The sequence below is a fragment of the Cyclobacteriaceae bacterium genome, from assembly GCA_025808415.1.
GTDB lineage: Bacteria > Bacteroidota > Bacteroidia > Cytophagales > Cyclobacteriaceae > UBA2336.
Map to the genome: position 1 here is coordinate 2,514,110 of CP075525.1, position 25,557 is coordinate 2,539,666.

Below are 25,557 nucleotides of genomic sequence, written 5' to 3' on the forward strand. Positions count from 1 at the left end.
CTATCGCTTAACCTGATGACTAATAACCAGTAACTAGAGGCCATCTCAAAAATAAGTTTAACCACTAAGGGCACGAAGAAAGCACAAAGTTCACAAAGAAGAAGCCGCTGAATTGTAGCGCTTAGTGCCCTTTGTGTAGACCTTTGTGTACTCTGTGGTTTCAATAATTTTATTTTTGAGATAGCTTCTAACAACAAATCCTATTTCGAAACCAACTCCGTGTGCAAGCCGCACTCCACTTTCTTTAATCCATACCAACGCGCCTCCCGTTCCTGCATGGCCGGGTCTAGCCTTCGGGTGCAGGGCTCACAACCGATACTTACATAACCCTTCACTTCCAAAGGATGTTTCGGCAAGTTATGGTCCTTTTGATACTCCCAAATCATTTTTGCCGACCAATCAAGCATGGGGTGAAATCGCAACGTACCGTAGGGTGCCGGCTGCTCTACCTTCATGGTGGCACGTACCGCACTCTGGTCTGCCCGTACACCGTTTATCCATACATCATGCGTACGCAGTATGCCATCCATAGGTTGAGTCTTATTCAGGTAACAGCAATGGTCGGGATCAGAAGCAAACAAAAGTTTCCCTTCTCCATCACGTTGCATGTACTTGGGTACTTCCGACATAAGATCAACCGTATTCAAACCAAATAGCTCGGTTATATAGTCCCTGAATTTTATCGTCTCCGGAAAATGATAACCGGTGTTTATGAAATACACGGGTATGGACTTATCAATACGGCTTAAAATATGCAACAACACCAGGCTGTGCGATTGAAATGAGGAACTGGTAAAGAGACGTTTACCGTCACGAGCATAGGCCGTTATTTTGTCGTGTATAGCTTGGGGGTTCATGGATCAAAGAAAAGAAAAACTAAGCACAAAAATTCAAATCGGCAGCGGCTAAAAGGTTCAACCGATTGTTTGACACAACACAGCAATATTTAATTTTAACAGTATTTAAAGAACCTTTTATAACAATTACTGTTTATTAAACACATGAAAGTAAGGGTATCGCGTAAAGAACACTTTAATGCCGCGCATCGGTTGTTTAACCCAGCTTGGTCGGCAGAAAAAAATGCCCAGGTTTTCGGAAAATGCAGTAACCCCAATTACCATGGCCACAACTATGAAATCATTGTAACCCTTACCGGTGAACCCGACCCTGAAACCGGTTATGTATTTGATATGAAGGTTTTGAGCGACCTCATCCGGGAGCATGTAACCCAAAAATTTGACCATAAAAACCTTAACTTAGATACCGAATACTTCAAAAACTTAAATCCCACAGCCGAAAACATTGCCGTTGTCATCTGGAATATCCTTCGGGAAAAAATCGGGGCATCGCTAGAATTAAAAGTTACACTTTATGAGACCGAAAGAAATTATGTTGAATATCCGGCCGATTAACCCCGCTGACATTGATGATGCTGGCGATGACCATGTTGCCTCATCGTACAATACCCCCCTGCGCCCCGATGCTTTTGAGCTCAGCGATGACGAGAAAGTAGAAAAAATTGAAAAGCACTTCCGTGAGATCATGACCATTTTGGGATTGGACCTGAACGATGATAGTCTTAGCGGAACACCTAAGCGCGTAGCCAAAATGTACGTAAAAGAGGTTTTTAGCGGGTTAAATCCTAAAAACCGGCCGCACGCACGCTTGTTCGAGAACAAGTACAAATACGACCAAATGCTGGTGGAAAAAGACATTACCTTTTATTCGCACTGCGAGCATCACTTTGTACCCATTTTTGGGAAAGCCCATGTTGCCTATTTCTCAAGTGGAAAAGTTATCGGCTTATCCAAAATAAACCGCATCGTTCAATATTTTGCCAAACGCCCACAGGTACAGGAAAGGCTAACGGTACAAATTGCAAAAGAGCTTCAACGCGCATTGCATACCGATGACGTTGCCGTTGTGCTGGATGCAACCCATTTATGTGTGGCCTCACGCGGTGTAGGCGATACAAACAGTAAAACCGGCACCGCACACTTTTCAGGAAAGTTTAACGATGAAAACATCAAGCGCGAGTTCCTAAACTACATCAATACAAAATAAGCCCAAAAAAAGCGGTAACACTTTTAGCGGAGGCTAAGATGAGGAAGAAGAAAAGCTGGACAAAATAATAGGGTAATGCTAATTTATTTTCAGCCTTAATTTTAAAGGCATGGAAGAATGCCAGCATGGCGGCAGAGACAATAAACCAGCCAATATAATTTTGAAGCGGTACTACGCCATTTTGCCATCCCCAAAAATCAAAGCGGATGGCAACCGGTTCAATTAACGTGTCCATCAACACCGCCAAAAATGCACCCAATAAAATCTTAGGTAAAACAGGCAGCGTCAAAGATTCAGTTAGTACCCCGATACAGTAAATAACCAATAGCCAGTTTAAACCGATAATTACCGGAACGCCAAAAACCTTTGGCCCCAGGGTAGATCCGTAGGTATACTGCCCGAAAATAAAACCATATTGAACGCCCACCACCTCAACAGCAAAACCAAGTACAAAAACAATGAAGGCGAACAGTAGAAAAGATGCAGACCTATCGGCATGATTGATCCATAAAAGAAAAGCACTGGCAACAAGGTTCAACGGTGTCAGTAACCTGAAAAGCTCCTGATAGGGTGACAACAGCCCGACAATGCCCACAACATGCATAACCACAACCAGTGGAAGGGAAAATGGACAAATTGTGACCTGCAGGCTTTTATACAATCTTGCAATCATGGTTTAAAAACAACTTTTCAATGAAAGTGTTTTCTTACCAGATTAGCCGTGATTTTTGCAGACTGTAAACAAAGCGGGATGCCCCCGCCCGGGTGAACACTACCACCACAAAAGTATAAGTTGGGTATACTTGAGCTTCGGTTGGCCTGGCGCAAAAAGGCAGCATACCGGCTGTTTGAACTAGAGCCGTACAAAGCTCCTTTATAAGACTGGGTTCGCATTTCAATAGCGCGCGGATCAAGTACCGATTCGCTTTCAATCAAAGATTCCACATCGGTATTAAGCATACGGCTAAGCTTGGCTAAAATATTCCTCCTCGTCTTCTCAATAAGTGCGTCCCAATCCTGCCCTTCAATGGCCGGCACATTAACCATAACAAACCAGTTTTCACATCCTGTGGGGGCATCTGCCGGAACGTATTTGGAGGTAATGTTGACGTAAACGGTTGGGTCATCCGCAATTTGTTTTTTACCGAACAAGGTTTCGAATTCCTTCCGATAATCTTCTGCAAAGAAGATATTATGTAAGTCAAGCTGCTGAAATGTTTTCGTTATCCCCCAATAAAAGATCAATGCCGAACTTGACCGCTCCTGTTTTAAGGTGCGTTCGGGTGCAGGTAAGTTTTTCAGCAGCTTGCGCCACGTAAAATAAACATCCATGTTGCTTACGATTACATCCGCCAGGTGCAGCGTACCGTTCGCTAGCACACCCGCTGCTTTTCCGTCTTTTACTACAATCTCATCCACAGGAGAGTCATAAAAAATCGAAACACCTTGATCGTTTGCCAACGTTACCAATGCCTGGGTAATGCAGTGCATCCCTCCTTCCGGTAAAAATGTGCCCACATTAAATTCAAGGTGAGGTATGGAGCTCAGGATTCCGGGAGCCTGGTAAGGATCTGACCCATTATACGTTGCATAACGATTGAAGAGTTGAACAAGCTTTGGGTGCCGAAGGTGCTTTTCGTTAAACCGGTTTAGGGTCGTGGCTAACCCCATTTCAGGTATTCGCACCAAGGCTTTGGCAACAGGTTTCGATAACCAGGTGCGCCAGTCGCGCAATGGCTTTTCAGTAAAAATCCTCCCGGCCGATTCATATAAGCGGCTTGAACGCTCAAGGTAATTTTTAAGGCTGCTTGCCGGAACATGAAACTGATGTGAAACCTCATCCGCAAACTTTTCCCGATCTGCATAGGCGATTAACTTCGTTCCATCTTCATAGAAATAATTACAGGTTACCGAAAGCCTTTGGTAGTGGTAGTAATCCCTTGCATGGCGGCCACAATCCCTGAAAACTTCATCCAGAAAATGAGGCATGGTAAACAGGGATGGCCCCGCATCAAAGCGGTATCCGTCTTTGGTAAAGGCTGTCAATTTTCCGCCCGGGTAAGTATTGGCTTCAAATACGGTAATCTCAAACCCTTGTGCGCGAAGGCGGTTGGCAGTAGCCAATCCGCCTACACCCGCCCCGATAACGATTGCTTTCATCGCCTTCTTCAACAGCCTTGCCCTAAAAAAGTTATTCACGCCAAATACATCGTTGCAGAGGCAAAACCGTGCGAAAAACCAAATAATTTGTAGTTTAGCATTCCTAAAATAAACACTTATGGTTTTTGATTTAGACATGATTAAAGCGGCCTACAAGGCCTTGCCCGGGCGTATTGCCAAGGCACGTCAGGTGGTTGGAAAACCCCTTACCTTATCCGAAAAAATACTCTACTCCCACCTGCATGAAGACCAACCCCTACAGGTTTTCGGGCGGGGGAAATCATACGTAAATTTTTCACCCGATCGTGTGGCCATGCAGGATGCCACCGCACAAATGGCCCTGCTCCAGTTTATGTCTGCCGGTATACCCAAGGTACGCGTACCCTCAACGGTGCATTGCGATCACCTGATCCTGGCGAAAAACGGTGCCTCACAAGATTTGAAAGAATCACTTACGGCCAGTGGAGAAGTATTCAACTTCCTGGAATCAGTGTCCAATAAATATGGTATCGGTTTCTGGAAACCGGGGGCTGGTATAATACACCAGGTAGTGCTGGAAAATTATGCCTTCCCGGGCGGCATGATGATCGGGACAGACTCACACACGGTAAATGCCGGTGGTTTAGGAATGGTAGCCATTGGTGTGGGCGGTGCCGATGCCGTAGATGTTATGGCCGGAATGCCCTGGGAATTGAAATGGCCAAAACTTATTGGTGTAAAGCTTACCGGCAAACTCAGCGGATGGACATCCGCCAAAGATGTGATTTTGAAAGTAGCCGGTATCCTCACGGTGAAGGGTGGCACGGGTGCCATTGTTGAATACTTCGGGCCGGGAGCGTTAACCTTATCGTGTACAGGCAAAGGAACCATCTGTAATATGGGGGCCGAAATTGGTGCCACAACATCAACGTTTGGTTACGATGCAAAAATGGCCGAATACCTTCGCGGAACAGGCCGCAAAGAAGTGGCCGATCTTGCCGATAAAGTTAAGGAACACCTTACCGGTGACCCTGAAGTATATGCCAACCCTGAAAAGTACTTCGACCAGGTAATTGAAATCGACTTATCAACCCTTGAACCACACGTTAATGGACCATTCACACCCGACAGGGCCATCCCTATTTCACAATTCGCAAATGAAGTGCGTAAGAACGGCTGGCCACAGGAACTGGAAGTGGGGTTGATTGGCTCATGCACCAACTCATCCTACGAAGATATTACCCGGTCAGCATCCCTTGCCAAACAAGCGGTGGACAAGAAGCTAAAAACCAAAGCTGAGTTTACAATTACGCCCGGTTCAGAACAAGTACGCTACACGGTTGAGCGCGATGGCTACCTGGGTGTGTTTGAAAAGATGGGCGGGGTTGTATTGGCCAATGCGTGCGGCCCGTGCATCGGGCAGTGGGCGCGCCACACCAACGATCCGAACCGGAAAAACTCTATCATCACTTCGTTCAATAGAAATTTTGCTAAACGAAACGATGGAAACCCCAACACACATGCTTTTGTTGCATCGCCTGAAATTACTACAGCGTTTGCCATTGCCGGTGACCTTACCTTTAACCCGCTTACCGATACGCTAACAAATGAAGACGGACAACCCGTGAGGCTTGACGAACCAAAGGGTGTGGAATTTCCGCCTCAAGGTTTTGACGTAGAAGATGCGGGCTACATTGAACCTGCTAAAGATGGCAGCAAAGTACAGGTAAAGATAGATCCCAAATCAAATCGCTTACAGGCCTTAAGTCCGTTCAAAGCCTGGGATGGCAAGAACCTGACCGGAATGAGATTACTGATTAAGGCAAAAGGAAAATGCACGACCGACCATATTTCCATGGCTGGCCCGTGGTTACGTTTTCGTGGCCACCTGGACAACATTGCCAACAACACCCTTACCGGGGCGGTTAATTACTTCAACGAAAAAACCGACAGTGTTAAAAACCAACTAACCGGTGAATATGGGCCTGTACCGGCAACCCAGCGTGCTTACAAAGCAGCCGGTATACCAACCATTGTTGTAGGCGACCATAACTATGGCGAAGGATCATCACGTGAACATGCCGCTATGCAGCCGCGCCACTTAGGCATTCGTGCGATACTGGTAAAATCATTTGCCCGTATACACGAAACCAATTTAAAGAAGCAAGGCATGCTGGCCCTAACCTTTGCCAACGAAGCCGACTACGACAAAATACTGGAGGACGACACCATTGATATTGTTGACCTTACTTCGTTTGCCCCGGACAGGCAACTTACCCTGGTGCTGAAACACAAAGACGGCTCGGCTGACTCCATTAAAGTTAACCATACCTACAATGCCGGGCAAATAGAGTGGTTTAAGGCAGGTTCAGCGTTGAACTTAATGGCGAAACAGATTAGCGGTGTAAAGAAAAGCCCGGCTAGAGCAGTTGCAAAAGCCAGCGCCAGGAAAAAATCTGCTGCTCCAAAAGCTAAACCAGCAGCGAAAAAGAATGCCGCCAAAAAAACCGTAAAGAAAGCCGCTGCAAAAAAGAAGACCGTTAAAAAAACAGTTGCTAAGAAGACCGCCCGAAAACCGGTACGTAAAGTTGTTGCAAAGAAGAAGACAACAAAAAAACCGGTTAAGAAAGGCAAGTCGAAAAAGACGGCTGCTAAAAAACGGAGATAACCCTTTTTACCAACAGGCAGGCTAAATACCTGCCTGTTGGTTAACTAATTTCAACTCCACCATCGTTTTAAATTTACCGGCAAACCATGAAGCAGCAAATTGTTACCCCCTCCCGCTCCCTCAGTAAAGAAACCGAAGAGCTGTTGAACAAGCAGATCGTAATGGAAGGAAAATCGTCAGCCGCTTACCTGTCCATGGCTTCGTGGTGCGAAACAAAAGGCTACGAAACATCAGCGCAGTTTTTATATAAGCATTCAGAAGAAGAACGGATGCACATGCTCAAACTCATCCATTATTTGAATACGGCTGGCGGCCACGCCCTTCAACCGGAAATAACCGGCATTAAGCACACCTTTAAGTCGCTGCGTGAAGTATTTGAAACCGTGTTAAACCATGAGCTTGATGTAACACGCTCCATCAACAGCATTGTGGATCATTGTTTTCAATCCAAAGACTTCGCCACCTTTAACTTTTTGCAATGGTACGTAATGGAGCAACGCGAAGAAGAAACCATTGCCCGCAGGGCTGTTGAGTTGTTTGACCTTATTGGTGAAGAGGGTGTTGGGTTGTGGATGATCGATCAGGAAATAGGCAAGCTGGAAGCTTTTGCCACCAAAGTAGGCTGAGGTATTTTTCGGTAACGCTTATCCGGTGGTAAGTTCCCGTAGCAGCCATCGCAATTCATTCAACATCATAGCCGTGGCGCCCCATACAATCTCGCCCTCGACTTCAAAGTGCGGAGCCATCATTTTATAGCGGCCGGCTGCAAGTATCTCACGGGTTTTCACTGCATCCTCAGCCAGTATATCATAAATGCGCGCGTTTAAAATTTTTACCACTTCGTGTGCATCAGCAACTAAGGTTGGCTTTCCTTCAGCAACGCCCACCACCGGTGTAACCATAAAGTTACTGGGGATAACAAAAAAATCGCTGAGTTTACCAAGCACCTTAACCATGGCTGGGTTAATCCCTATTTCTTCCTGAGCTTCACGTAAAGCAGTTTCAACTTGCGTTTCGCCCGGTTCCGCTTTGCCTCCCGGCAAACTTACCTGCCCGCTGTGTGCGCCCGGGTAATCGGGTCGCTTTATTAAGGGAAAGAAGAGTTCATTTGTTTCCGGATAAAGCAGTATCAAAACACTACCGGGTTTTGGGGGTAATTGATGTTGAAACGTTGGCAATACTGAACCAACCGGAGTGGCGCGAAGCAACTCATGGGCTTTTGCTCCGGGCAATTCTGCTTTCAGCCGCTCCTGCAACTTCCCAACCAGTGTCAGTAAATCCATCATGGTATTAAAGCAATTTACGCTTGCGCATCAGGCCGGCAAATAACGATGGCGCGAGGCGTTTAAGTACTATAGCCGACTTTTCCGGGGCACCGGCAATAATGATTTCATCTTTATTTTTTTCTATTGCCTTTAAAATTTTATCGGCTACAAAGTCCGGATCAAGGCCTTTTGCTATTTTTTCGTTATCCTGGTTAATGGCCATGCCATCTTTATTTAATGAGTTTTTGGCAACGTTGGTACGAACAAACCCAGGGCAAACCAATAACACCCCCACGCCATCCGGTGCTACTTCCAACCGGAGCGTATCATAAAAACCATGTAAGGCATGCTTGCTGGCATTGTAGGCTGCCTGCTTTTGCACAACCATTTTGCCCAGCACACTGGAGATGACAACAATATGCCCACGTTTGTTCGCTAGCATCAGCGGAAGCACGGCTTTGGTGAGTGCTATACCTCCAAAAAAGTTTACGTTGAAAATTTTATGGATTACATCAAGCGACAAATCTTTAACCTTTGTCCAGTGACTGACCCCGGCATTATTGACAAGTATATCGACTGCGCCAAATTTATTTATGACTTCACCCGATTTCATCCCAATCGATTGATAATCGGAAACATCCAAAGGCATCACTAAGATCCGATCTTCTGCAAGACTGCAATTACGTTTAACGCGTTCAAGCTCATCAGCCCTGCGGGCAGAAATAATCAAGCGTGCACCTGCTTTGGCAAATTTATAAGCCAGCGCTTCTCCTATTCCGGAGGAAGCACCTGTTATCCACACCACTTTATTCTTTATTGAAATCATACTATTTGCTTTACACAATAAGTTTGTCAAACCAAACTAACATGCTTAAATTTAGTTACACTCATTTCAAAAATAGAAACTTCTAAACAAGTACTGTCTTTTGGGCTTTGCAAGAACGGTAATATTTTTGAGATGACTTCCACTAAAAATATGATCGTATGAGAACGCTGATAGCAATCGGGATACTGACCGGACTTACGCATTCACCCTCATCAGCCCAGCAACCTGTAGGGGTTCTGAATTTAACCCTCTCAACAAATCCGGGCGGTAAACAAAGTGAAATCCTTGTAACCGGTCCCAATGGTTACAGCCGCAGGTTAAGCGGTTCGGAAAAACTTGTTAACCTGGCCGATGGACAGTACAGTTTCTCCGGTGAAATAACCATTCAACGCGAGCCATCCATCAGCAAAGCTTTTCGGCCTACACCTATTACAGTAACCGTAAAGCGGGATACACAAAATGTAAACATCGGGTATAAATTAATGCCTGGAAGCGACAAACTTTGGTTGGGCAACCAAAATGCACCGGCCGGCAAAAGCCTGCACATTGTTGCATTTTCCGATCAACAACTCGGTACTTCTTCCGCTCAAAGCGAACCCGTTACTAAACTAACCGGTAAGGCTACTTCCATTAAATCGCTGGCTTTTGATGCAGACGGTAACTTATGGACGGCCGATGCTGGCACCATTAAAATGTATCCGTGGCACAAGTTAGGTGACACTAATGTAACAGCCAGCATAACATTAATGCACGAAGCTTCCTGCCTGGCGTTCGACCCTGCCGGAAATCTTTGGTTTGCCGATGGCAAGACGGCCAGCAAGGTGATGCGCATTCAAAAAACCGGTTTAAATCAAAGCGGATCCAATAAGGTTGATATCACCCTTTCAGGCACATCTTTTAAAGGAACACAAGGGCTCGCTTTTGATGCAGCCGGAAATTTGTGGGCGGCTAACTATGGCAAAAATGATGTTGTTAAAATACCCACTAACCTGCTTGGTACCCCCAGCACTGCCTTAAATGATCTTCTTAGCGTTACCTGTATGTCCAAACCCCCTGTTATAAATACTTTAAGCGCCCCAAAGGGCATGGCCTTTGACCTACAAGGGAACTTATGGGTTGGCTACTTCGGGCCTAACGTTATCGCACAGATACCAGCCTCACAACTTCAGCAATCTGGTAAAATAACCCCAGAAATTCAGTTTACCCTTAACGTAAGTGTTTTGCTCCATCAACTTGCGTTTGACGAAGACGGGGCATTATGGACGGTGCTTTCAACAGGCAAGTTTGGGAAAATCTCACCTCAACAATTAACCACGTCCGGAAAAAAGAGTCCGGATGTTATTATAACGAGCAGTGAACTGAATTACGGAAGCGGGATTGCTATATACCCTCATCCACAAGGCTATCCAATTCAACCGACTGTTCGCTAAAGGCTCCAGCCCTTTCGATACTCGCGTTTCACAAACTGGTTGGCCTCATCAAAGTTGGTGATTTTCATGTTCACACCATCCCACAACAATTTGATATCCCTACCGGGGTAATCGAATTGGTTTGGATTATCCTTTCGGGGGAAACGAATATCATGACTGCGGATGGCGAGGTTGCCCATCAGCACCATTTCCGTAAGCGGACCGGCTATTTCAAATGGAGAGCTTAGTTCTGTTTTTCCGTATCCGGCCAAACATCCTTCTACCCAGTTGGCATAATGGCCACGGTCGCCATTGGGAACCCGTTTTAGTGTTTGCGGAACTTTTACTTCCTGCGTACGCGAAGTGGGCAAAAGTTTTGGCATTATGCCATAGGTTCCGCACATCATCTTGCCTTTTGTGCCGATAAACAAAGCACCGTTGCCACCGTCACCAAATTGTTCGTTGGGGCCAAGTTCTTCAGGCCGTTCGGGCTGAATGCCGCCATCCATCCAATGCACTTTTACTTTTGGCTTGTTGCCCCGCTCAGGAAAAGTCATAACAATGTGTGACGATGGCGGGCAACTTTCGGGGAAATAGCCCCGCTTGAATTCATCAACATACACACTGCCTACACTGGCCTGTACATCCAACGGATAACCCAGTTCCAACACCCGGAATGGAGGTTCAACAATGTGGCACGCCATATCGCCCAGGGCTCCTGTTCCATAATCCCACCAGCCGCGCCAGTTAAACGGCACTAGTTTGTCGATATAATCTTTATAAGGAGCCGTACCCAGCCATAAATCCCAATCAAGTTCTTTGGGCACTTCGGCTTTTTGGGTTGGCCACGGTATGCCTTGTGGCCACACGGGCCTGTTGGTCCAACAATATACTGTGTGCACATCGCCAATCAGGCCGGCCTGGTACCATTCTACCAATTGGCGTACGCCATCGCCCGATGCACCCTGGTTGCCCATTTGGGTTACGACTTTATATTTTTTTGCTGCTTCGGTTAGCATGCGCGCCTCATAAATATCATGCGTTAAAGGTTTTTGCACATACACGTGTTTGCCCAATTGCATGGCGGCCATGGCCTGTACAGCATGGTTATGGTCGGGTGTTGAAACGGAAACAGCATCAATGCTTTTATGCTCCTTATCGAGCATTACCCTAAAGTCTTTATAATATTTTGCCTTGGGGAAATTCTTAATGGCATTCGCTGCCCTGCGGTCGTCTACATCGCACAGAAAAGATATGACAGCCTTTTTGGTAGCGGCAATTCCGTTTACATCGCCATTGCCCATGCCACCAACGCCAATTCCGGCAACAGACAGTGTATCACTAGGCGCTAAAAATCCTTTTCCGCCAAGCACATGGCGGGGTACTATGGTGAAGGCTGCGGCTGCCAACCCAACTTGCTTAATAAAACTTCTTCGGCTGTTACGGGGTGTCATGGAAATTTTCAGTTAGTTGAATAGGTTTCAAAGTACAGTTTTCCGCGAAAAGAAAAAAGGAAGGTTTGATGGTGTACTGCAACATGCCATGCGTTAGGTTTTATGGAGTACCCGGTATTTCCCGATATTCAGGTTTAGGCACTAACTTTAGTAACCCGAAAGCCTGATGAAGCGCATAACCATAGAAAAAACGATACACCGCAACCTACCGGTGCTATGCATCCGGTTTGAACGAGACCCACAGATTGAGGGTGCCTTGAAGAAACTGGACGGCATGAAATGGAGCCAGACCATGCGTTGCTGGTACATTAAAAACAGGCCTGAAAATTTCAGGGCGGCACTAAAAACTTTGCGGCCTTATGGGCATGTTGATTTTTCTTCTGTTATAAATAAAGTCAAACCTGCCACTGAGGGATGGCTTGCACCTGCGCCTAAAGAAAAAAAAGTTGTACAACATGAACCTCTTATTGAAGTACACAGCGCCCAAGTAGATAAATTCACGCAATACCTTCGGTCGAAACGGTATAGCAACAATACTACTAAAACTTATACTGATGCCCTGAGAACGTTCTTACGATTTTATACGAACAAGATAACCGAGCACATCACAACTGACGATATCATTTATTTTAACAATGAATACATTCTTAAAAACCGGCTTTCTTACGCCTATCAAAACCAGGTTGTAAATGCCTTAAAACTCTTCTTTCGGGTAGTAGAAAACCGAAACCTTGACCCCCAGTTAATTCACCGGCCCAAACAACCCAAATCATTGCCAAACGTTTTGAGCAAAGAAGAAGTGAAAGCGTTGTTGGAGGCTTCGGCAAATCTGAAACATAGGGCTATGCTGAGTTTGATTTATGCCTGTGGCCTACGAAGCGGGGAATTACTGATGCTAAAGGCTGAGCACGTAGACTCTAAACGTTTGGTTCTCGTTATCAAAGGAGCCAAAGGTAACAAAGACCGTATTGCACCCCTCAGCGCTAAAGTGGTAGAATTGCTTCGTGAATACTTTAAGGCCTATCGGCCAAAAGCCTACCTATTTGAAGGCCAGGTGGCAGGCAAACCCTATGATGCCCGAAGTTTGCAGTTGGTGCTGAAGCAAGCTTTAGCCAAAACAACCATTAAAAAACCGGTAACCTTACATTGGCTGCGCCACAGTTACGCTACCCACCTATTGGAAGCCGGCACTGACCTTCGGTACATTCAAGAGATTTTAGGGCATAAAAGCAGCAAAACTACTGAGCTCTACACCCATGTAAGCACAAAAAGCATTCAAAAAATTAATTCACCCTTTGATACCTTATAAGGCTTCCCTATTTTTAAAAATACCCGTTATCCACCTTCGCATAGCGAACCCATAGTGGCTGTATAAGCGAAGGTTTATAGCGGGTATAAGAGAGTTACCGGCAAGTGTAGGTGACAGCCACAAACAAAATAACGGAGACAATTAAAATGATAGAAAACCAAGAAGGAATTATAATCACGACTGACAAAATACTCTTTTTCGATATGGACGGCACTTTAGTTGACACCGATTTTGCAAATTTTTCAGCTTACAAAAAAGCTGTTGATTCTGTATTGCAGACAGACACGAAACTAGTTTACAATCCTGAAATCAGATTTAATAGAAGTGTGCTTAAAGCTAACTTTCCTCACTTGACAGACAATGAACTTGAAAAAGTGATTCAAGTAAAAGAGAGTTTATACGATGAATTTCTAAATGTAACTACACTTATTGATGAAAATGTAGAATTGCTTTTAAGATATTCGAAATCTAACCAGACATATTTAGTTACAAATTGTCGCAAGGACAGAGCATTAAAAACCCTAAATCATTTTCGACTTATAGATAAGTTTACAAATGTTTTCTATAGAACATTTGACGAAAACAACAAGAAAGTAAACAAATTTGAAAAGGCACTTTCTATATTGGGCGTTCCGCCCAATATAGTTATAGCTTTTGAAAATGAAGAAATAGAGATTGCAGACGCAAAAAGTGCAGGTATCAAAATCATAAACCCTGTAATAGCATAACGTATGGAAAAATTTATCATAACTCAAAACGAGTTTTTAAATAGGAACACCCAAGCTTATTACCGATATGACTACACAACATACGGCACAGAAGGGAATCCTGATTTTATAAATCATTTAAAAAATCAATTCGGAGACACAAGTGTTTCAACCCTACAAAATGCAGTTAACGAACTGATAAAGGTTCTTCAAGAAGATTTGCCCAAAATAAAAAGTCTTCATAATACTAACCTGACTGTTTGTGTAATACCACGGGCAAAGGCTGAAGGTCACTACTCTGACAATCAGAAACTATTCAAAAGAGTTATTTCAAGTGTTGTTGACAAACTAAGTGGATTTACAAATGGGACAAGCTATATGATACGTAATATAAATACAAGGACAACCCATATGAATAGAAGTGGATATGGTGGAGATGGAGATATGCCTTACGTAGGAATTACAAAAGCTACGTGTAAAATTTCAGGTGACGTTCGAGGCAAAGACATTCTACTGATTGATGATATTTATACCAAAGGTGTAAATATTGACGAGGACGCAATCCAAGCCTTATTAGATAATGGTGCAAAAAGTGTAATATTTTACGCAGTTGCAAAGACATACAAAGGTGGAATCAAACAAGTTGTTCGTCCTCAAGTGATTAATGACGATGATGATGATTTACCTTTTTAAAAGAATAATAACTTTGAAACGAAAATAAAATGAAATATACCGAGAACTCATTAAACATTCTTACTACTAAATCCTACAAAGGAATTGGTAATGCTTGGATTGTCAAAAATTTGAAGGGCAACGAAAGTGTAGATACTATCGTGACACTACTCAACAAGACAATTAAAGGAGAACAAACAGATGTCGAAGAATTTGAAAGAATAAAAAGAGATTTTGAAAATAAGCTTGTTGCAAAATTTGAAAATTGTTGTGACGGTTTTGTAGCATTAGGCGACAAAAATTTCCCACAGCACAGAGGAATTGTTAAGGAAAGCGAAAAGCCTATATTTTTATTCTATAAAGGAGATATTGATTTGTTAAGCATAGAGAACAAAAATATTTCCGTCATAGGACTACTTAACCCAGAAGGCGATATTGAAGAAAGAGAGAGAAAAATTGTTGCTCAGTTTGTTAGAAATGGAGCGACAATAGTAAGTGGTTTAGCATTTGGTTGCGACAGTATTTCTCACCAACAGGCTTTGGATTCTAATGGTAAAACAGTTGCAATACTACCAAGTCCACTTAACAACATTTTGCCTGCAAGAAACAAAGGATTGGCATTTCAAATAGTTGAAGAAGGCGGACTTCTTGTAACTGAATATGGGAATGACTTTAAAAGTCAAATGGAATTAAGTAGCCGTTATAAGGAACGAGACCGATTACAAGCTTTGTTCTGCGACACAATAGTTTTAGCAGCTAGTTACGCTCAAAATTCAGCTGAGAGATGGAAGATGTTTGGACAAAAACTTGACAGCGGAGCACGTTTAGCAATGGGTTTTGCTAAAGACTATAATATACCCCGTGCAGTAATGTATGACCAAAATTTAGACGAAAGCAATCCGATGTTTGACTTGAATAGAGACCTTATCAAAGAACAGAAAGACATATCAATACTAACCAAGGAAAACTACATTGAGACAGTTGAAAAAATAATGAATAAGAAACCGACAGTCAAAACAACGATTTCTGTTCAAAAAAATCTATTCGATTAAGTGACAACAACACAAAACTAGACAGAAGAACACCAGCCGGTAACAGCGGTTTGGCGTAATGGCGGGTGCAGTGCTTCGTATGACAGTTTTGTGGTAGGTCAAGTGCAGTTCTTCGATTGAACTTTTGTGCTAAAATTCCGCCACTACGCCAAGCCGCAAAACGTTATAGGGCATAGTATGACGACACAGACGACTGACATAAAACGAGAATTTAAGACACCTTTGGGAGTTGTTCGTTGCGGACTTATCTGTAACCGACAAGACAATGTTATTGAGACAAAGAAATACGAAAACGGCAGTTCGGAAATTTTTAAAACGGACGCACACAACATTGAAATCGTTTCATTTAAAATAAGAGTTCCACTTTATAATGGGGAGACCTTGACTGACAGTTTCGGCTGGATTTTTAGGATTGAAAAAACGGCTGACATTGACGAGAAACTAGAAACCTATTGCTTGCTTGACAAAATCAATGGCGAAATAACTTTTGACACAGCGACAGGAGAGCACTTGGACGCAATACAAGCCGACAGTAACGAGTGGACATTGCACATTGGGACAGAAGACGGAGAAATTTTAAATTCAAGAGCAGAAAATGACGACTGGTTTCCGCCAAGACTTAAAAACAAAGTGGATTTCTATCAGTCAATAACAGAAATGAAACAGAACGGATTTGTGACAAAAATTCCCGAACTAAAACAGGGAGAAAAAATTCACATTCAGTATTTGACAGCATACGACAAGAGAGATGAACAAAAAGTAAACACTTGGCTTGCAGTTGACGAGTTTAAAAGAAAATTAGAAAACTGGATTGGTATATGGTGACAAGAACTACGCCCTATAACAGGCGTTTGGCGCAATGGCGGGTGAAGTGGTTAATTGAACATTCTACCTCGCATCCACTTTTGTGGTGTTTTGACAGTTTTGTGCTCCGAAATCCGCCACTGCGCCAAGCGCCAAAACGTTACCAGCAAGCGTAGAAAACGACACGTCCACCAAAAAACGACCTTAACTCGACCGACAATTTCGCTGTTCATTGACACAAACCGACCTGACTTTGCCGACACTCAAGCCGACCCAAATGGTTTTAAAAATTTTTCCCACCGCACAAAAAAATTGAAGTTTTTATGCCTGCCCGCATTGGCACATTTGGTTTTGCCCGATACACAAGCCCAACGCTTCGCAAAACCCAAAGAGTCAATTTTGCCAACGCACATAATGACCGTTAAAATTGAAAATGTAACTTTGCAATAATGCATATTTTAATTATAGAAGACGATACAAGAATTGCCGAATTGATACAAAGAGGACTGCAAGAGCAGGGTTTTGTTACGACTTTGGCGTATGACGGACTTTCGGGGAAGAAACTGGCTTTGCAAAATGACTACAACCTGATTATTACCGATATTATTTTGCCAAAAATGGACGGACTGGATTTGTGCAAAGAAATAAAACAATCCAAACCCGATACGCCAATTATTATGCTTACCGCATTGGGCACAACTGACGATAAAGTAGAAGGTTTTGACGCAGGTGCTGACGACTATCTTGTAAAACCTTTTGAAATGCGGGAGTTGTTAGTTCGTATTCGTGCTTTGCTGAAACGGAATAACAAAACAACCAATAACACAGGCAATCTTTTAAAGTATGCAGACCTTGAAATGAATTTGCATACAAAAATTGTAAAGAGAAGTGGAATTGAAATAAACCTTACACCAAAGGAATTTAACCTTTTACAATACCTGATGCAAAACCCTGAAAGGGTTTTGTCAAGAGTAGAAATTGCGGAAAAAGTTTGGGACACGCATTTTGATACAGGCACTAACTTTATTGACGTTTACATCAACTATTTGCGTAAAAAAATTGACAAGGATTTTGACAAAAAACTTATTCATACCAAATCGGGAATGGGATTTATTTTGAAAGCGGAATAATGCAAATCAGGACACGTTTAACCATATTGTTTACACTTATTACCGCCACTATTTTATTGGCGTTTGCAGCCGTTATTTATTATACCGCAAAAGAAAATCGGGAAAAGGAATTTTATACGCTTCTGAAAAAAGAAGCTATCACAAAAGCCAACTTGTTTTTAAACGCAAGCGTTGAAAAACAAACCTTACAGAACATTTATCACAACAACCGAAAAATTTTAAATGAAGTTGAAGTAGCTATTTATGATACGGCATTTACCTTGTTGTATCACGATGCCGTTGATATTGATTTTGTGAAGGAAACCAAGCAAATGATAGACGATATTAACCAAAAAGGCGAAATCAATTTTTATCAGGAAGATTGGCAGGTTATCGGTTTGCGGTATGAATTTGAAAGGAAAAATTATATCATTACTGCCACCGCCATAGACCAATACGGCTATAATAAATTAGATAGTTTGCTTAAAACCATCGTTATAGTTTTCATCATTTCCATTCTATTTATTTACATAGCAGGACGATTTTTTTCTAAAAAAGCATTTGACCCTGTAAAGGAAATGACAGAGAAAGCAACAAACATTTCCGCTACAAATCTTGATTTGCGTTTGCCAAGCAACGGTAACAAAGACGAACTTTCGCAGTTGGCAAATACATTTAACGAAATGCTGAACCGATTGGAAAATTCTTTTGATGCACAGAAAAATTTTGTTTCCAATATTTCGCACGAACTACGGACACCACTTGCAGCCATTATTACCGAATTGGAACTTTCTGCCAACAAAGAAAAAAACGCAGAAGAATATAAAACCGCTATCAATAACGCTTTGAACGATGCAAAAAAATTAGTACGCCTTTCAAACAGTTTGTTGGATTTCGCAAAAGCAAGTTACGACCCTGCCGAAATTTCATTTAAGCCAATCCGTATTGATGAAATTCTGTTAGATGCAAGGCAACAGGTTCAACAAGTAAATTCTGATTACAAAATTGACATTGTGTTTGAACAGGAACTTGAAAACGACATCCAAATAACAGTAAAGGGAAATGAATATCTTTTGAAAGTGGCTTTTACCAATTTGTTTGAAAACGGTTGTAAATTTTCAAAGGATAAACAGAGTAATGTTTCCATTGCCTTTGGAAAAGAAAAAATCCAACTTCGATTTAACGACAAAGGGATTGGCATTTCAGAAGAAGATTTGCAACACATCTTCACACCCTTTTATCGTGGCAAAAATAAACCATTTGCAGAAGGAAATGGAATTGGGCTTTCTCTGACACAAAAGATAATTCATCTACATAAAGGAAATATTTCCGTTCAATCCAAGCAACACCAGGGAACAACATTCACAGTTGAGTTACAGACCGTTTAACTCACTCTAATAAAATTCTAATTTTTTTCTAAAAGGTCTCTAACAGCTTCCAAACGGAGGCTGTTTTAGTTTTGCAGTGTTGAAATTAAAAAATCAGATAAAATGGATGCAGTTCCTAGTTGTATAATCCGCAAATTCAAAAATTAACCTGCACAGTGCTTTCAAACTGTGCAACATAATTACGAATTGCACAAACAGAGAGCAAAATGACATTATTAGACTTCACAACACGCCTTTCGTTAGCACTCATTTTAGGAGTTGCCATTGGTCTTGAAAGACAATGGCGACAAAAAAGTGCCGGGCTTCGCACCAACACACTGGTTTCGTTGGGTTCGGCAGCCTTTACCCTTATTTCATTTGCTCTTACTTCTACTGTTGATGCCGATGGTGTTTACAGAGGAGATGCCACCCGAATTATTGGGCAGATTGTTACAGGTATCGGCTTTCTGGGTGCAGGGGTGATAATGAAGGATGGGTTGAGCATTCAGGGACTGAATACTGCTGCAACTATTTGGTGTTCAGCCGCGGTAGGTGCTTTATCAGGTGTAGGATTGTTTGCAGAGGCTACCATAGTCGCATTTGCTGTAATGCTTACCCATTTACTTCTTCGCCCTTTGGGGATAAAGCTGAACAGATTTTCTTTTCAGAAAGAAGAAGCCAGTTCTATCTACTACTCCTTCAAAATTCGCTGTAAAGAACAAGTTGAAAATCATTTGCGTGTCTTGATTTTAAATTCAATTAACAAAGACAAACACCTGCAACTACGCTCACTCAAAAGCAGCGATAATGGCAATCCTGCATATACTTATATAGAAGCGGAAATTTTAGCCAATGGCAAACACGACAACGAAATGGAAAAACTGGCATCACTTCTCACACTCGAATATGGTGTAACACAAGTGAGTTGGGAAATACAAGGACAGCAAAACGACTAAAACAATGACTATTCAAGAACTAAATAAACTCGCCAAAGAATTTCAGCACATTGACCAAATTATTGAGATGGTTCCTGTGATGAAAAAAATGCCTGTAGTAGAAGTTGGCGAAGTATTGCAAGCCATTGATGAAACGTATCTTTTTACCATTCTTGACCGCTTTTCTTTAGAGAAACAGGGGAGAATATTTTCGGAGTTCCCGATGGTGAAACAGCTAAACTTGTTTCAGTCGGTTTCCCAAAAACGCTTTGCCCAGATTTTTGAGAATTTGCCTTCAGACAATCGGGCAGATTTTTTCCAACATCTGACACAAAAAGAGCAGGCAGCATTGCTTCCCTTTCTTTCAAAAAAGATTCGTGAAGATGTAATTGAATTGAGTTCTTATCCGCCTGAAACAGCAGGTGGTATAATGAGCACTGACTATGCCACCGTGCAAAGTAATATGACCTGTGTAGATGCCATTGAAAAAGTAAGAAGTGATGCCCCGTCAAAAAAAACCATCTACTATGTGTATGTGGTGGATGAAAACCAAAAACTGCAAGGCTTCATTACTTTAAAAGACCTGATAATGGCAGAACCCTACACAAAAGTTGAAGATGCCCTGCACAAAGATTTTGTATTTGCTTATGTGGACGAAGACAGAGAAAAAGTCGCCTTTCAAATTGAGAAGTATGATTTGGTAGCTATCCCCATTTTGAACAGAGAAAATCAATTGGTAGGAATCGTAACCCACGATGAAGCTATTGAAGTAATCCGTGCAGAGCATTCTGAGGATATGCAAAAGTTTATGGGGATTGCTCAGGCAAACGAAGCATTTGATTATATCGGAACAAGCACCTTTAAACATTTTAAAAAGCGGGTAGTTTGGATAGTTTCTCTGGCAGCCGTTGGCATTATTTCGGGTGTTATTATTCACAGTTACGAAAATGCCTTAGAAAAACTTTTAATTCTCGCCCTATATATGCCTATGGTGGCTGATACTGGAGGAAATTCCGGTAGTCAGGCTGCAACCGTTGTGGTAAGAGCCTTGGCATTAGGACAAATCACTGTAGGTAATTGGTTTAAAATCCTCTGGAAAGAAGCCAAGATTTCTTTGCTTTTGGCAGTATGCCTGGGATTACTTGCCTATGGCAAAGTATTGTTTTTGAGTTGGGAAACCGAAATACCCTCTGCCTATTCTTTACCAATAATTGCCTTTATGATTTCGCTTGCATTGGCTTTACAAGTAATCACAGCAACGGTAATTGGTGCAGGTTTGCCACTGTTGGTAAAACGGATTGGTGGCGACCCTGCTGTTGCGGCAAGTCCTGCCATTACCACAGTTGTTGACATTACAGGTTTGCTCATCTATTTCGCAATGGCTACCCTTTTCTTTTCACTTTAAATTATAATCTATAAAAACAGAAACAATGAAAAAGTTTATTACAATTTCAATGGGTTTAGCAATAAGCCTAAGTGCCTTTGCTCAAACCAACGATACGGTTCAATCAAAAAACGAGCTGCCTTTTTTCATTCACGAATCCAAAAAGATTCCTGACTTTGAACTGGAAGAAAAGAAAGAAGGAACATTTATTACAGGATTACCCCGATTTGAATTTGATCCGATTCGAGGATTTGGTGTTGGTGGTAACGTAAACCTTTTTATGAACAAGACCAAAGAAGACCCATTCTTTGATTACACAGCCTATCGCCACCGTATCAACGCAGAGTTTTTCATTTTTCAAAATGGCAGGATTCGTTATGCCCTTAATTATGATGCACCTTATATTTTCAATTCCAAATGGAGATTAAGAGCAGATGCAGTGTATTGGGAAGATCCAAACGCGCAATACTGGGGTATTGGACGTTCTTCACTAAATGCTTTAAGATTTAGAGATAAAAGAACGGGCATTACTCGAAATTTTAAGAAAGTTGACGATTATGAAGAAAACCTTGCTCTTGCAGAGTTAGGGAGCGATGGGAATTATTACACCGACTTTCACTTTAACCACATTCAACAAAGGGAACAGTTGTATAATTTACTTGGTGAAAGGGTTATGATGGGAGGAAAACTTCGTTTAATGTTCGGCTATGAAGCCTTGTTTACTTCATTCACATCTTACAACGGTTTAATAGCAGAAGAAGCATTTACACTTGATGGCGAACAAGTAGAAGCTATTAATAATCCAACGCTGTTAGATGTTCAAAAAGCTGACGGAACTTGGAATACGTTTAACTTAAGTGGATTCACAAACGGAAATAATTATATGTTCACCAGTATGCTCGCAGCAGCGTTGATTTATGATACGCGAGATTTTGAACCCGACCCCTCAAAGGGATTATTTTTGGAGTATTCACACGAATATAGTGCCCCTTGGTTAGGTTCACAATTTGACTTTCATAAGTTCATGATGCAGGGTCAATTTATTCACACACTAAAAAGGTGGAACAACAATAAAGGAAGATTGACTTTTGCAGGCTTAGCCGCAATGGGCCATATATTAGGTTCCAACATTAACTTCATTGAAATGTGGGATCTGTCAAGTCAGGCAGAAGCAGGCGGAATTTTAGTATTAGGTGGTGGTCGTTCAATCCGTGGATTTAGAGAAGCAAGGTTTTTAGCACCAACAGTTGCATTGGTGAATTTGGAAATGCGAGCAAGACTTTATAATTTTAAACTGCTTAAACAACATTTTGCTTTGGGATTAACACCTTTCTATGACTTTGGTAGTGTGTGGGACAGACCGGGAGATATGAATTTCAAACAATGGAGAGGTGCGCCTGGAATAGGTGGTAGAATAGCTTGGAACCAATCAACAATTCTAAGATTAGACTATGCACAAAGCAGAGAAGGTGGACAATTTTTCTTTGGATTTGGACATATATTTTAAATCCAAACGCACAGGGTCAAGCACATTTGCAATTACTCACCTGTTGTTTATTGAATTTTGGTGTTCGTGAACTTCGTTTCGCACAAGCCAACACGCTGACCAAAAATTGCAAAAGAGCTTGCCCCTTTTCCACCCTTACAAAAACTTCATTTTTTTTCTTCCTACCCTTCCAAAAATTTTTAAAACCGCCAACGCACAACCGACACATAAAAACAAAACTCTGACCTAAAAACTACAGCGAAACCCTTTACAGACCTGACTTCCAAGACACAGACAACAGAACGCCAGCTGGTAACAGCACCTACACGCAAGCAGGGGTTTTATGCTTCGTATGACAGAAAAGTGCTAAATTTGAAGTTCAGTTCTTCGTAGGAGGTTCAGTGGTTAAATCCCTGCCTGCGCGTAGCTGCAAACCGTTAGCTGCAATGGCGGACGACCGAAACAGACAGAAAATTTACAATGACAGAAAGAACTCTAATCAAAAATATTAGCATCGTCAACGAAGGACAAATAATCCTCAGCGACATACTTATTGACAATGGCGTAATTCTAAAAATTGGACGGCTTGCAGACATTACTAATTCAAATATTATTGACGGAACAGGCAAATATTTATTCCCTGGTATCATTGACGGGCAAGTTCATTTCCGTGAACCAGGACTAACACATAAAGGTGACCTTCATTCGGAAAGCAGAGCAGCCGTTGCGGGAGGCGTGACTTCCTTCATTGATATGCCAAATACCTTTCCGAATGTAATGACCATTGACATACTTAATGAAAAATATCAAATAGCATCTGAAAAATCGTTAGCCAACTATGGTTTCTTTTTAGGTGTTAATGGTGACAATCTCGATTACGTAATTAACCTCGACACATCAAAACTATTAGCCGTTTCTGATGACGGACTTTACTTTACCCAAAAAGGAAATCTACTTGCCGACAATCCCGAAACAATGGAGAAACTGTTTGCGAACTGCAAATCAATCATTGCTATACATTCTGAAAAGGAACAAATAGTTGAAGAGAATGAAAACATATATCGAGAAAAATATGGCGATAATGTGCCTATTGAACTTCATCCAATAATTAGAAGTGAAAAAGCGTGTTACGAAGCAACTAAAAGAGCAATAGACTTAGCAAACAAGCACAAGGCACGACTTCACATTCTGCATTTGACCACAGAAGCTGAAACACATCTTTTCCGTAATGACATTCCGCTTGAAGAAAAAAATATAACAACTGAAGTATCGGTGCATCACTTATGGTTCTCCGACACAGACTATAAGCATTTAGGAACTTTAATCAAATGGAATCCAGCCATCAAAACAGAAAAAGATAAAAAGGGACTATTGAAAGCGTTGTTGGATGATAGAATAGACTTAGTAACCACAGACCACGCTCCTCACACTTTAGACGAAAAACAGAAATCGTATTTTCAAGCAATGTCAGGTGCCCCAATCGTTCAACATTCGTTAAACATTATGCTTGAGCTCTACAAACAAGGACAAATTTCGTTAGAGAAAATCGCTGAAAAAATGTGCCATAATCCAGCGACACTTTATAAAATAGAGAATAGGGGCTTCATTCGTGAAGGCTATTTCGCAGACCTAAGTATCGTTGACCTCAATTCTATTTGGACAGTTAGCAAAGAAAATATTTTATCAAAATGTGGATGGTCGCCATTAGACGGAACCACATTTCAAACTAAAGTAATCCATACATTTGTAAATGGAAACTTAGTTTACGACCACGGACAATTTAATTTGAATGCAAAAGGACAACCACTAACCATCAAACAAAATAATTAAGTCAGTTTTCTTATGTTTCAAGAACGGAAATTAATTATTGCAACAAAACACGAAAAGGAAAGCGTGATTGCTCCTATTCTTGAAAAAGAATTAGGTGTAAGTTGTTTTGTTGATGAAACTTTTGATACTGACGCATTAGGAACATTTACGGGCGAAATTGAAAGAGAACTTGACCCCATTTCAACCGCCAGAGAAAAATGTTTACGGGCAATGAAATTAAACAGTTGCGATTTAGGCGTTGCCAGTGAGGGTTCATTTGGTCCACACCCTTCTATGTTTTTCGTAAATGCCGATGATGAATTTTTGATTTTCATAGACAATAAGAATAGAATTGAAGTTATAGTTAGAGAATTAAGCACTTCTACTAATTTCAACGGGAAGCAAATTCAAAGTCAAAGAGAGCTATTAGAATTTGCTAATCAAACGGAGTTTCCTAAACACGGATTAATTCTTCGTAAATCAAAAGATGAAAATACAGACATTTATAAAGGAATAACAGATGTTGAGATTTTAAAAAAAACATATGAACATCTCCATTCAAAATACAATTCTGTTTATTGCGAAACTGATATGAGAGCTATGTATAATCCAACACGAATGAGTGTAATTGAACAAGCAACACAAAAACTGGTGCAAAAAATTAAATCAACTTGCCCACAATGTCAAACACCGGGTTTTGGGATAACAGACGCTAAAAAGGGACTTGAATGCAGCTTATGCGGTTCACCGACAAACTCAACACTAAGCTATATTTATGTATGCCAACATTGTAAATTCACAAAAGAAGAAATTTATCCCAATAAAAAAACAACCGAAGACCCAACTTACTGCGACTATTGTAATCCTTAAAAATACTAAAATATGGAAATGAAAACAGTTGGAAAACAAAGCCACAGCAGCTAACAGCGGTTTGGCGTAATGGCGGGTTCAGTGGTAAATTGAAGTTCAGTAATTCTAATCAAGTTTTGTGGCGGGTTGCCAGTTTTGTGCTCCGAAATCCGCCACTACGCCAAGCCGCAAACCGTTATGCCTCACCCTAAAAGACGACACCACTGAGAGAAAACCAGCAGTAAACAG

General features: G+C 41.8%; 22 protein-coding genes and 1 pseudogene. 17 read left to right on the top strand and 6 right to left on the bottom strand.

The window, feature by feature from the left end:
- Nucleotides 1–200 precede the first annotated feature (200 nt).
- Entirely contained in the window at nucleotides 201–857 is a 657-nt protein-coding gene (locus KIT51_11415) for a phosphoadenylyl-sulfate reductase (protein UYN85493.1), read from the bottom strand.
- A 144-nt stretch (nucleotides 858–1,001) separates the two neighbouring features.
- Between KIT51_11415 and KIT51_11420 the strand changes: the two genes are divergently transcribed.
- Together KIT51_11420 and folE are read left to right on the top strand one after the other, a co-directional pair.
- Nucleotides 1,002–1,412, top strand: a complete 411-nt coding sequence (locus KIT51_11420; GenBank protein ID UYN85494.1) for a 6-carboxytetrahydropterin synthase — start codon at nucleotides 1,002–1,004, stop codon at nucleotides 1,410–1,412.
- On the top strand, nucleotides 1,372–2,064 hold the full coding sequence (gene folE, locus KIT51_11425; GenBank protein UYN85495.1) for a GTP cyclohydrolase I FolE: 693 nt from the start codon (nucleotides 1,372–1,374) through the stop codon (nucleotides 2,062–2,064). The genes KIT51_11420 and folE overlap by 41 nt, the downstream gene beginning before the upstream one ends.
- On the opposite strand, the gene KIT51_11430 is transcribed toward folE, so the two are convergent.
- Both KIT51_11430 and crtI read right to left on the bottom strand, forming a co-directional pair.
- Nucleotides 2,051–2,737 (bottom strand): carotenoid biosynthesis protein, encoded by a 687-nt coding sequence (locus KIT51_11430; GenBank protein UYN85496.1) that lies wholly within the window; start codon nucleotides 2,735–2,737, stop codon nucleotides 2,051–2,053. The two genes, folE and KIT51_11430, sit on opposite strands and share 14 nt — an antisense overlap.
- Nucleotides 2,738–2,754: 17 nt before the next feature.
- On the bottom strand, nucleotides 2,755–4,224 hold the full coding sequence (gene crtI / locus KIT51_11435) for a phytoene desaturase (protein ID UYN88570.1): 1,470 nt from the start codon (nucleotides 4,222–4,224) through the stop codon (nucleotides 2,755–2,757).
- A gap of 118 nt (nucleotides 4,225–4,342) precedes the next feature.
- Here crtI and KIT51_11440 point away from each other — a divergent pair.
- A pseudogene (locus tag KIT51_11440) lies at nucleotides 4,343–6,598 on the top strand (aconitate hydratase).
- Nucleotides 6,599–6,957: 359 nt separating this feature from the next.
- On the top strand, nucleotides 6,958–7,497 hold the full coding sequence (locus KIT51_11445; GenBank protein UYN85497.1) for a ferritin: 540 nt from the start codon (nucleotides 6,958–6,960) through the stop codon (nucleotides 7,495–7,497).
- Between the two features lie 18 nt (nucleotides 7,498–7,515).
- On the opposite strand, the gene KIT51_11450 is transcribed toward KIT51_11445, so the two are convergent.
- Together KIT51_11450 and KIT51_11455 are read right to left on the bottom strand one after the other, a co-directional pair.
- Entirely contained in the window at nucleotides 7,516–8,157 is a 642-nt protein-coding gene (locus KIT51_11450; protein ID UYN85498.1) for a CoA pyrophosphatase, read from the bottom strand.
- Nucleotides 8,158–8,161: 4 nt separating this feature from the next.
- Nucleotides 8,162–8,962 (bottom strand): SDR family oxidoreductase, encoded by an 801-nt coding sequence (locus tag KIT51_11455; GenBank protein ID UYN85499.1) that lies wholly within the window; start codon nucleotides 8,960–8,962, stop codon nucleotides 8,162–8,164.
- Between the two features lie 158 nt (nucleotides 8,963–9,120).
- Between KIT51_11455 and KIT51_11460 the strand changes: the two genes are divergently transcribed.
- Nucleotides 9,121–10,392: a hypothetical protein gene (locus KIT51_11460; GenBank protein UYN85500.1), complete on the top strand. Its 1,272-nt coding sequence runs from the start codon at nucleotides 9,121–9,123 to the stop codon at nucleotides 10,390–10,392.
- Here the strand turns inward: KIT51_11460 and KIT51_11465 are convergent.
- Nucleotides 10,389–11,825, bottom strand: a complete 1,437-nt coding sequence (locus KIT51_11465; protein UYN85501.1) for a Gfo/Idh/MocA family oxidoreductase — start codon at nucleotides 11,823–11,825, stop codon at nucleotides 10,389–10,391. The genes KIT51_11460 and KIT51_11465 overlap by 4 nt on opposite strands.
- Before the next feature lie 166 nt (nucleotides 11,826–11,991).
- On the opposite strand from KIT51_11465, the gene KIT51_11470 reads away from it, so the two are divergent.
- The 12 genes from KIT51_11470 (at nucleotide 11,992) to KIT51_11525 (ending at nucleotide 25,329) form a co-directional block, all read left to right on the top strand.
- A complete protein-coding gene (locus tag KIT51_11470) occupies nucleotides 11,992–13,134 on the top strand; it encodes a site-specific integrase (protein ID UYN85502.1) in 1,143 nt (380 codons plus the stop codon).
- A 146-nt stretch (nucleotides 13,135–13,280) separates the two neighbouring features.
- Nucleotides 13,281–13,862 carry an HAD hydrolase-like protein gene (locus KIT51_11475; GenBank protein ID UYN85503.1) on the top strand — a complete coding sequence of 194 codons (582 nt, stop codon included), beginning with the start codon at nucleotides 13,281–13,283 and terminating at the stop codon, nucleotides 13,860–13,862.
- Nucleotides 13,863–13,865: 3 nt separating this feature from the next.
- Nucleotides 13,866–14,534, top strand: a complete 669-nt coding sequence (locus KIT51_11480; GenBank protein ID UYN85504.1) for a hypothetical protein — start codon at nucleotides 13,866–13,868, stop codon at nucleotides 14,532–14,534.
- A 29-nt stretch (nucleotides 14,535–14,563) separates the two neighbouring features.
- The gene (locus KIT51_11485) at nucleotides 14,564–15,565 is read left to right on the top strand and encodes a DNA-processing protein DprA (protein UYN85505.1); all 1,002 of its coding nucleotides are present in this window, start codon (nucleotides 14,564–14,566) and stop codon (nucleotides 15,563–15,565) included.
- Between the two features lie 126 nt (nucleotides 15,566–15,691).
- Nucleotides 15,692–16,390: a hypothetical protein gene (locus KIT51_11490; GenBank protein ID UYN85506.1), complete on the top strand. Its 699-nt coding sequence runs from the start codon at nucleotides 15,692–15,694 to the stop codon at nucleotides 16,388–16,390.
- A gap of 428 nt (nucleotides 16,391–16,818) precedes the next feature.
- The gene (locus tag KIT51_11495; protein ID UYN85507.1) at nucleotides 16,819–17,499 is read left to right on the top strand and encodes a response regulator transcription factor; all 681 of its coding nucleotides are present in this window, start codon (nucleotides 16,819–16,821) and stop codon (nucleotides 17,497–17,499) included.
- Nucleotides 17,499–18,866: a HAMP domain-containing histidine kinase gene (locus KIT51_11500; protein UYN85508.1), complete on the top strand. Its 1,368-nt coding sequence runs from the start codon at nucleotides 17,499–17,501 to the stop codon at nucleotides 18,864–18,866. The genes KIT51_11495 and KIT51_11500 overlap by 1 nt, the downstream gene beginning before the upstream one ends.
- A 206-nt stretch (nucleotides 18,867–19,072) precedes the next feature.
- On the top strand, nucleotides 19,073–19,801 hold the full coding sequence (locus tag KIT51_11505; GenBank protein UYN85509.1) for an MgtC/SapB family protein: 729 nt from the start codon (nucleotides 19,073–19,075) through the stop codon (nucleotides 19,799–19,801).
- Between the two features lie 4 nt (nucleotides 19,802–19,805).
- Nucleotides 19,806–21,185 (top strand): magnesium transporter, encoded by a 1,380-nt coding sequence (mgtE, locus tag KIT51_11510; protein ID UYN85510.1) that lies wholly within the window; start codon nucleotides 19,806–19,808, stop codon nucleotides 21,183–21,185.
- A 25-nt stretch (nucleotides 21,186–21,210) separates the two neighbouring features.
- Entirely contained in the window at nucleotides 21,211–22,671 is a 1,461-nt protein-coding gene (locus KIT51_11515; protein ID UYN85511.1) for a BamA/TamA family outer membrane protein, read from the top strand.
- Between the two features lie 459 nt (nucleotides 22,672–23,130).
- Nucleotides 23,131–24,480: a dihydroorotase gene (locus KIT51_11520; protein UYN85512.1), complete on the top strand. Its 1,350-nt coding sequence runs from the start codon at nucleotides 23,131–23,133 to the stop codon at nucleotides 24,478–24,480.
- 12 nt (nucleotides 24,481–24,492) lie between these two features.
- Nucleotides 24,493–25,329: a hypothetical protein gene (locus KIT51_11525; GenBank protein ID UYN85513.1), complete on the top strand. Its 837-nt coding sequence runs from the start codon at nucleotides 24,493–24,495 to the stop codon at nucleotides 25,327–25,329.
- Nucleotides 25,330–25,557 lie beyond the last annotated feature (228 nt).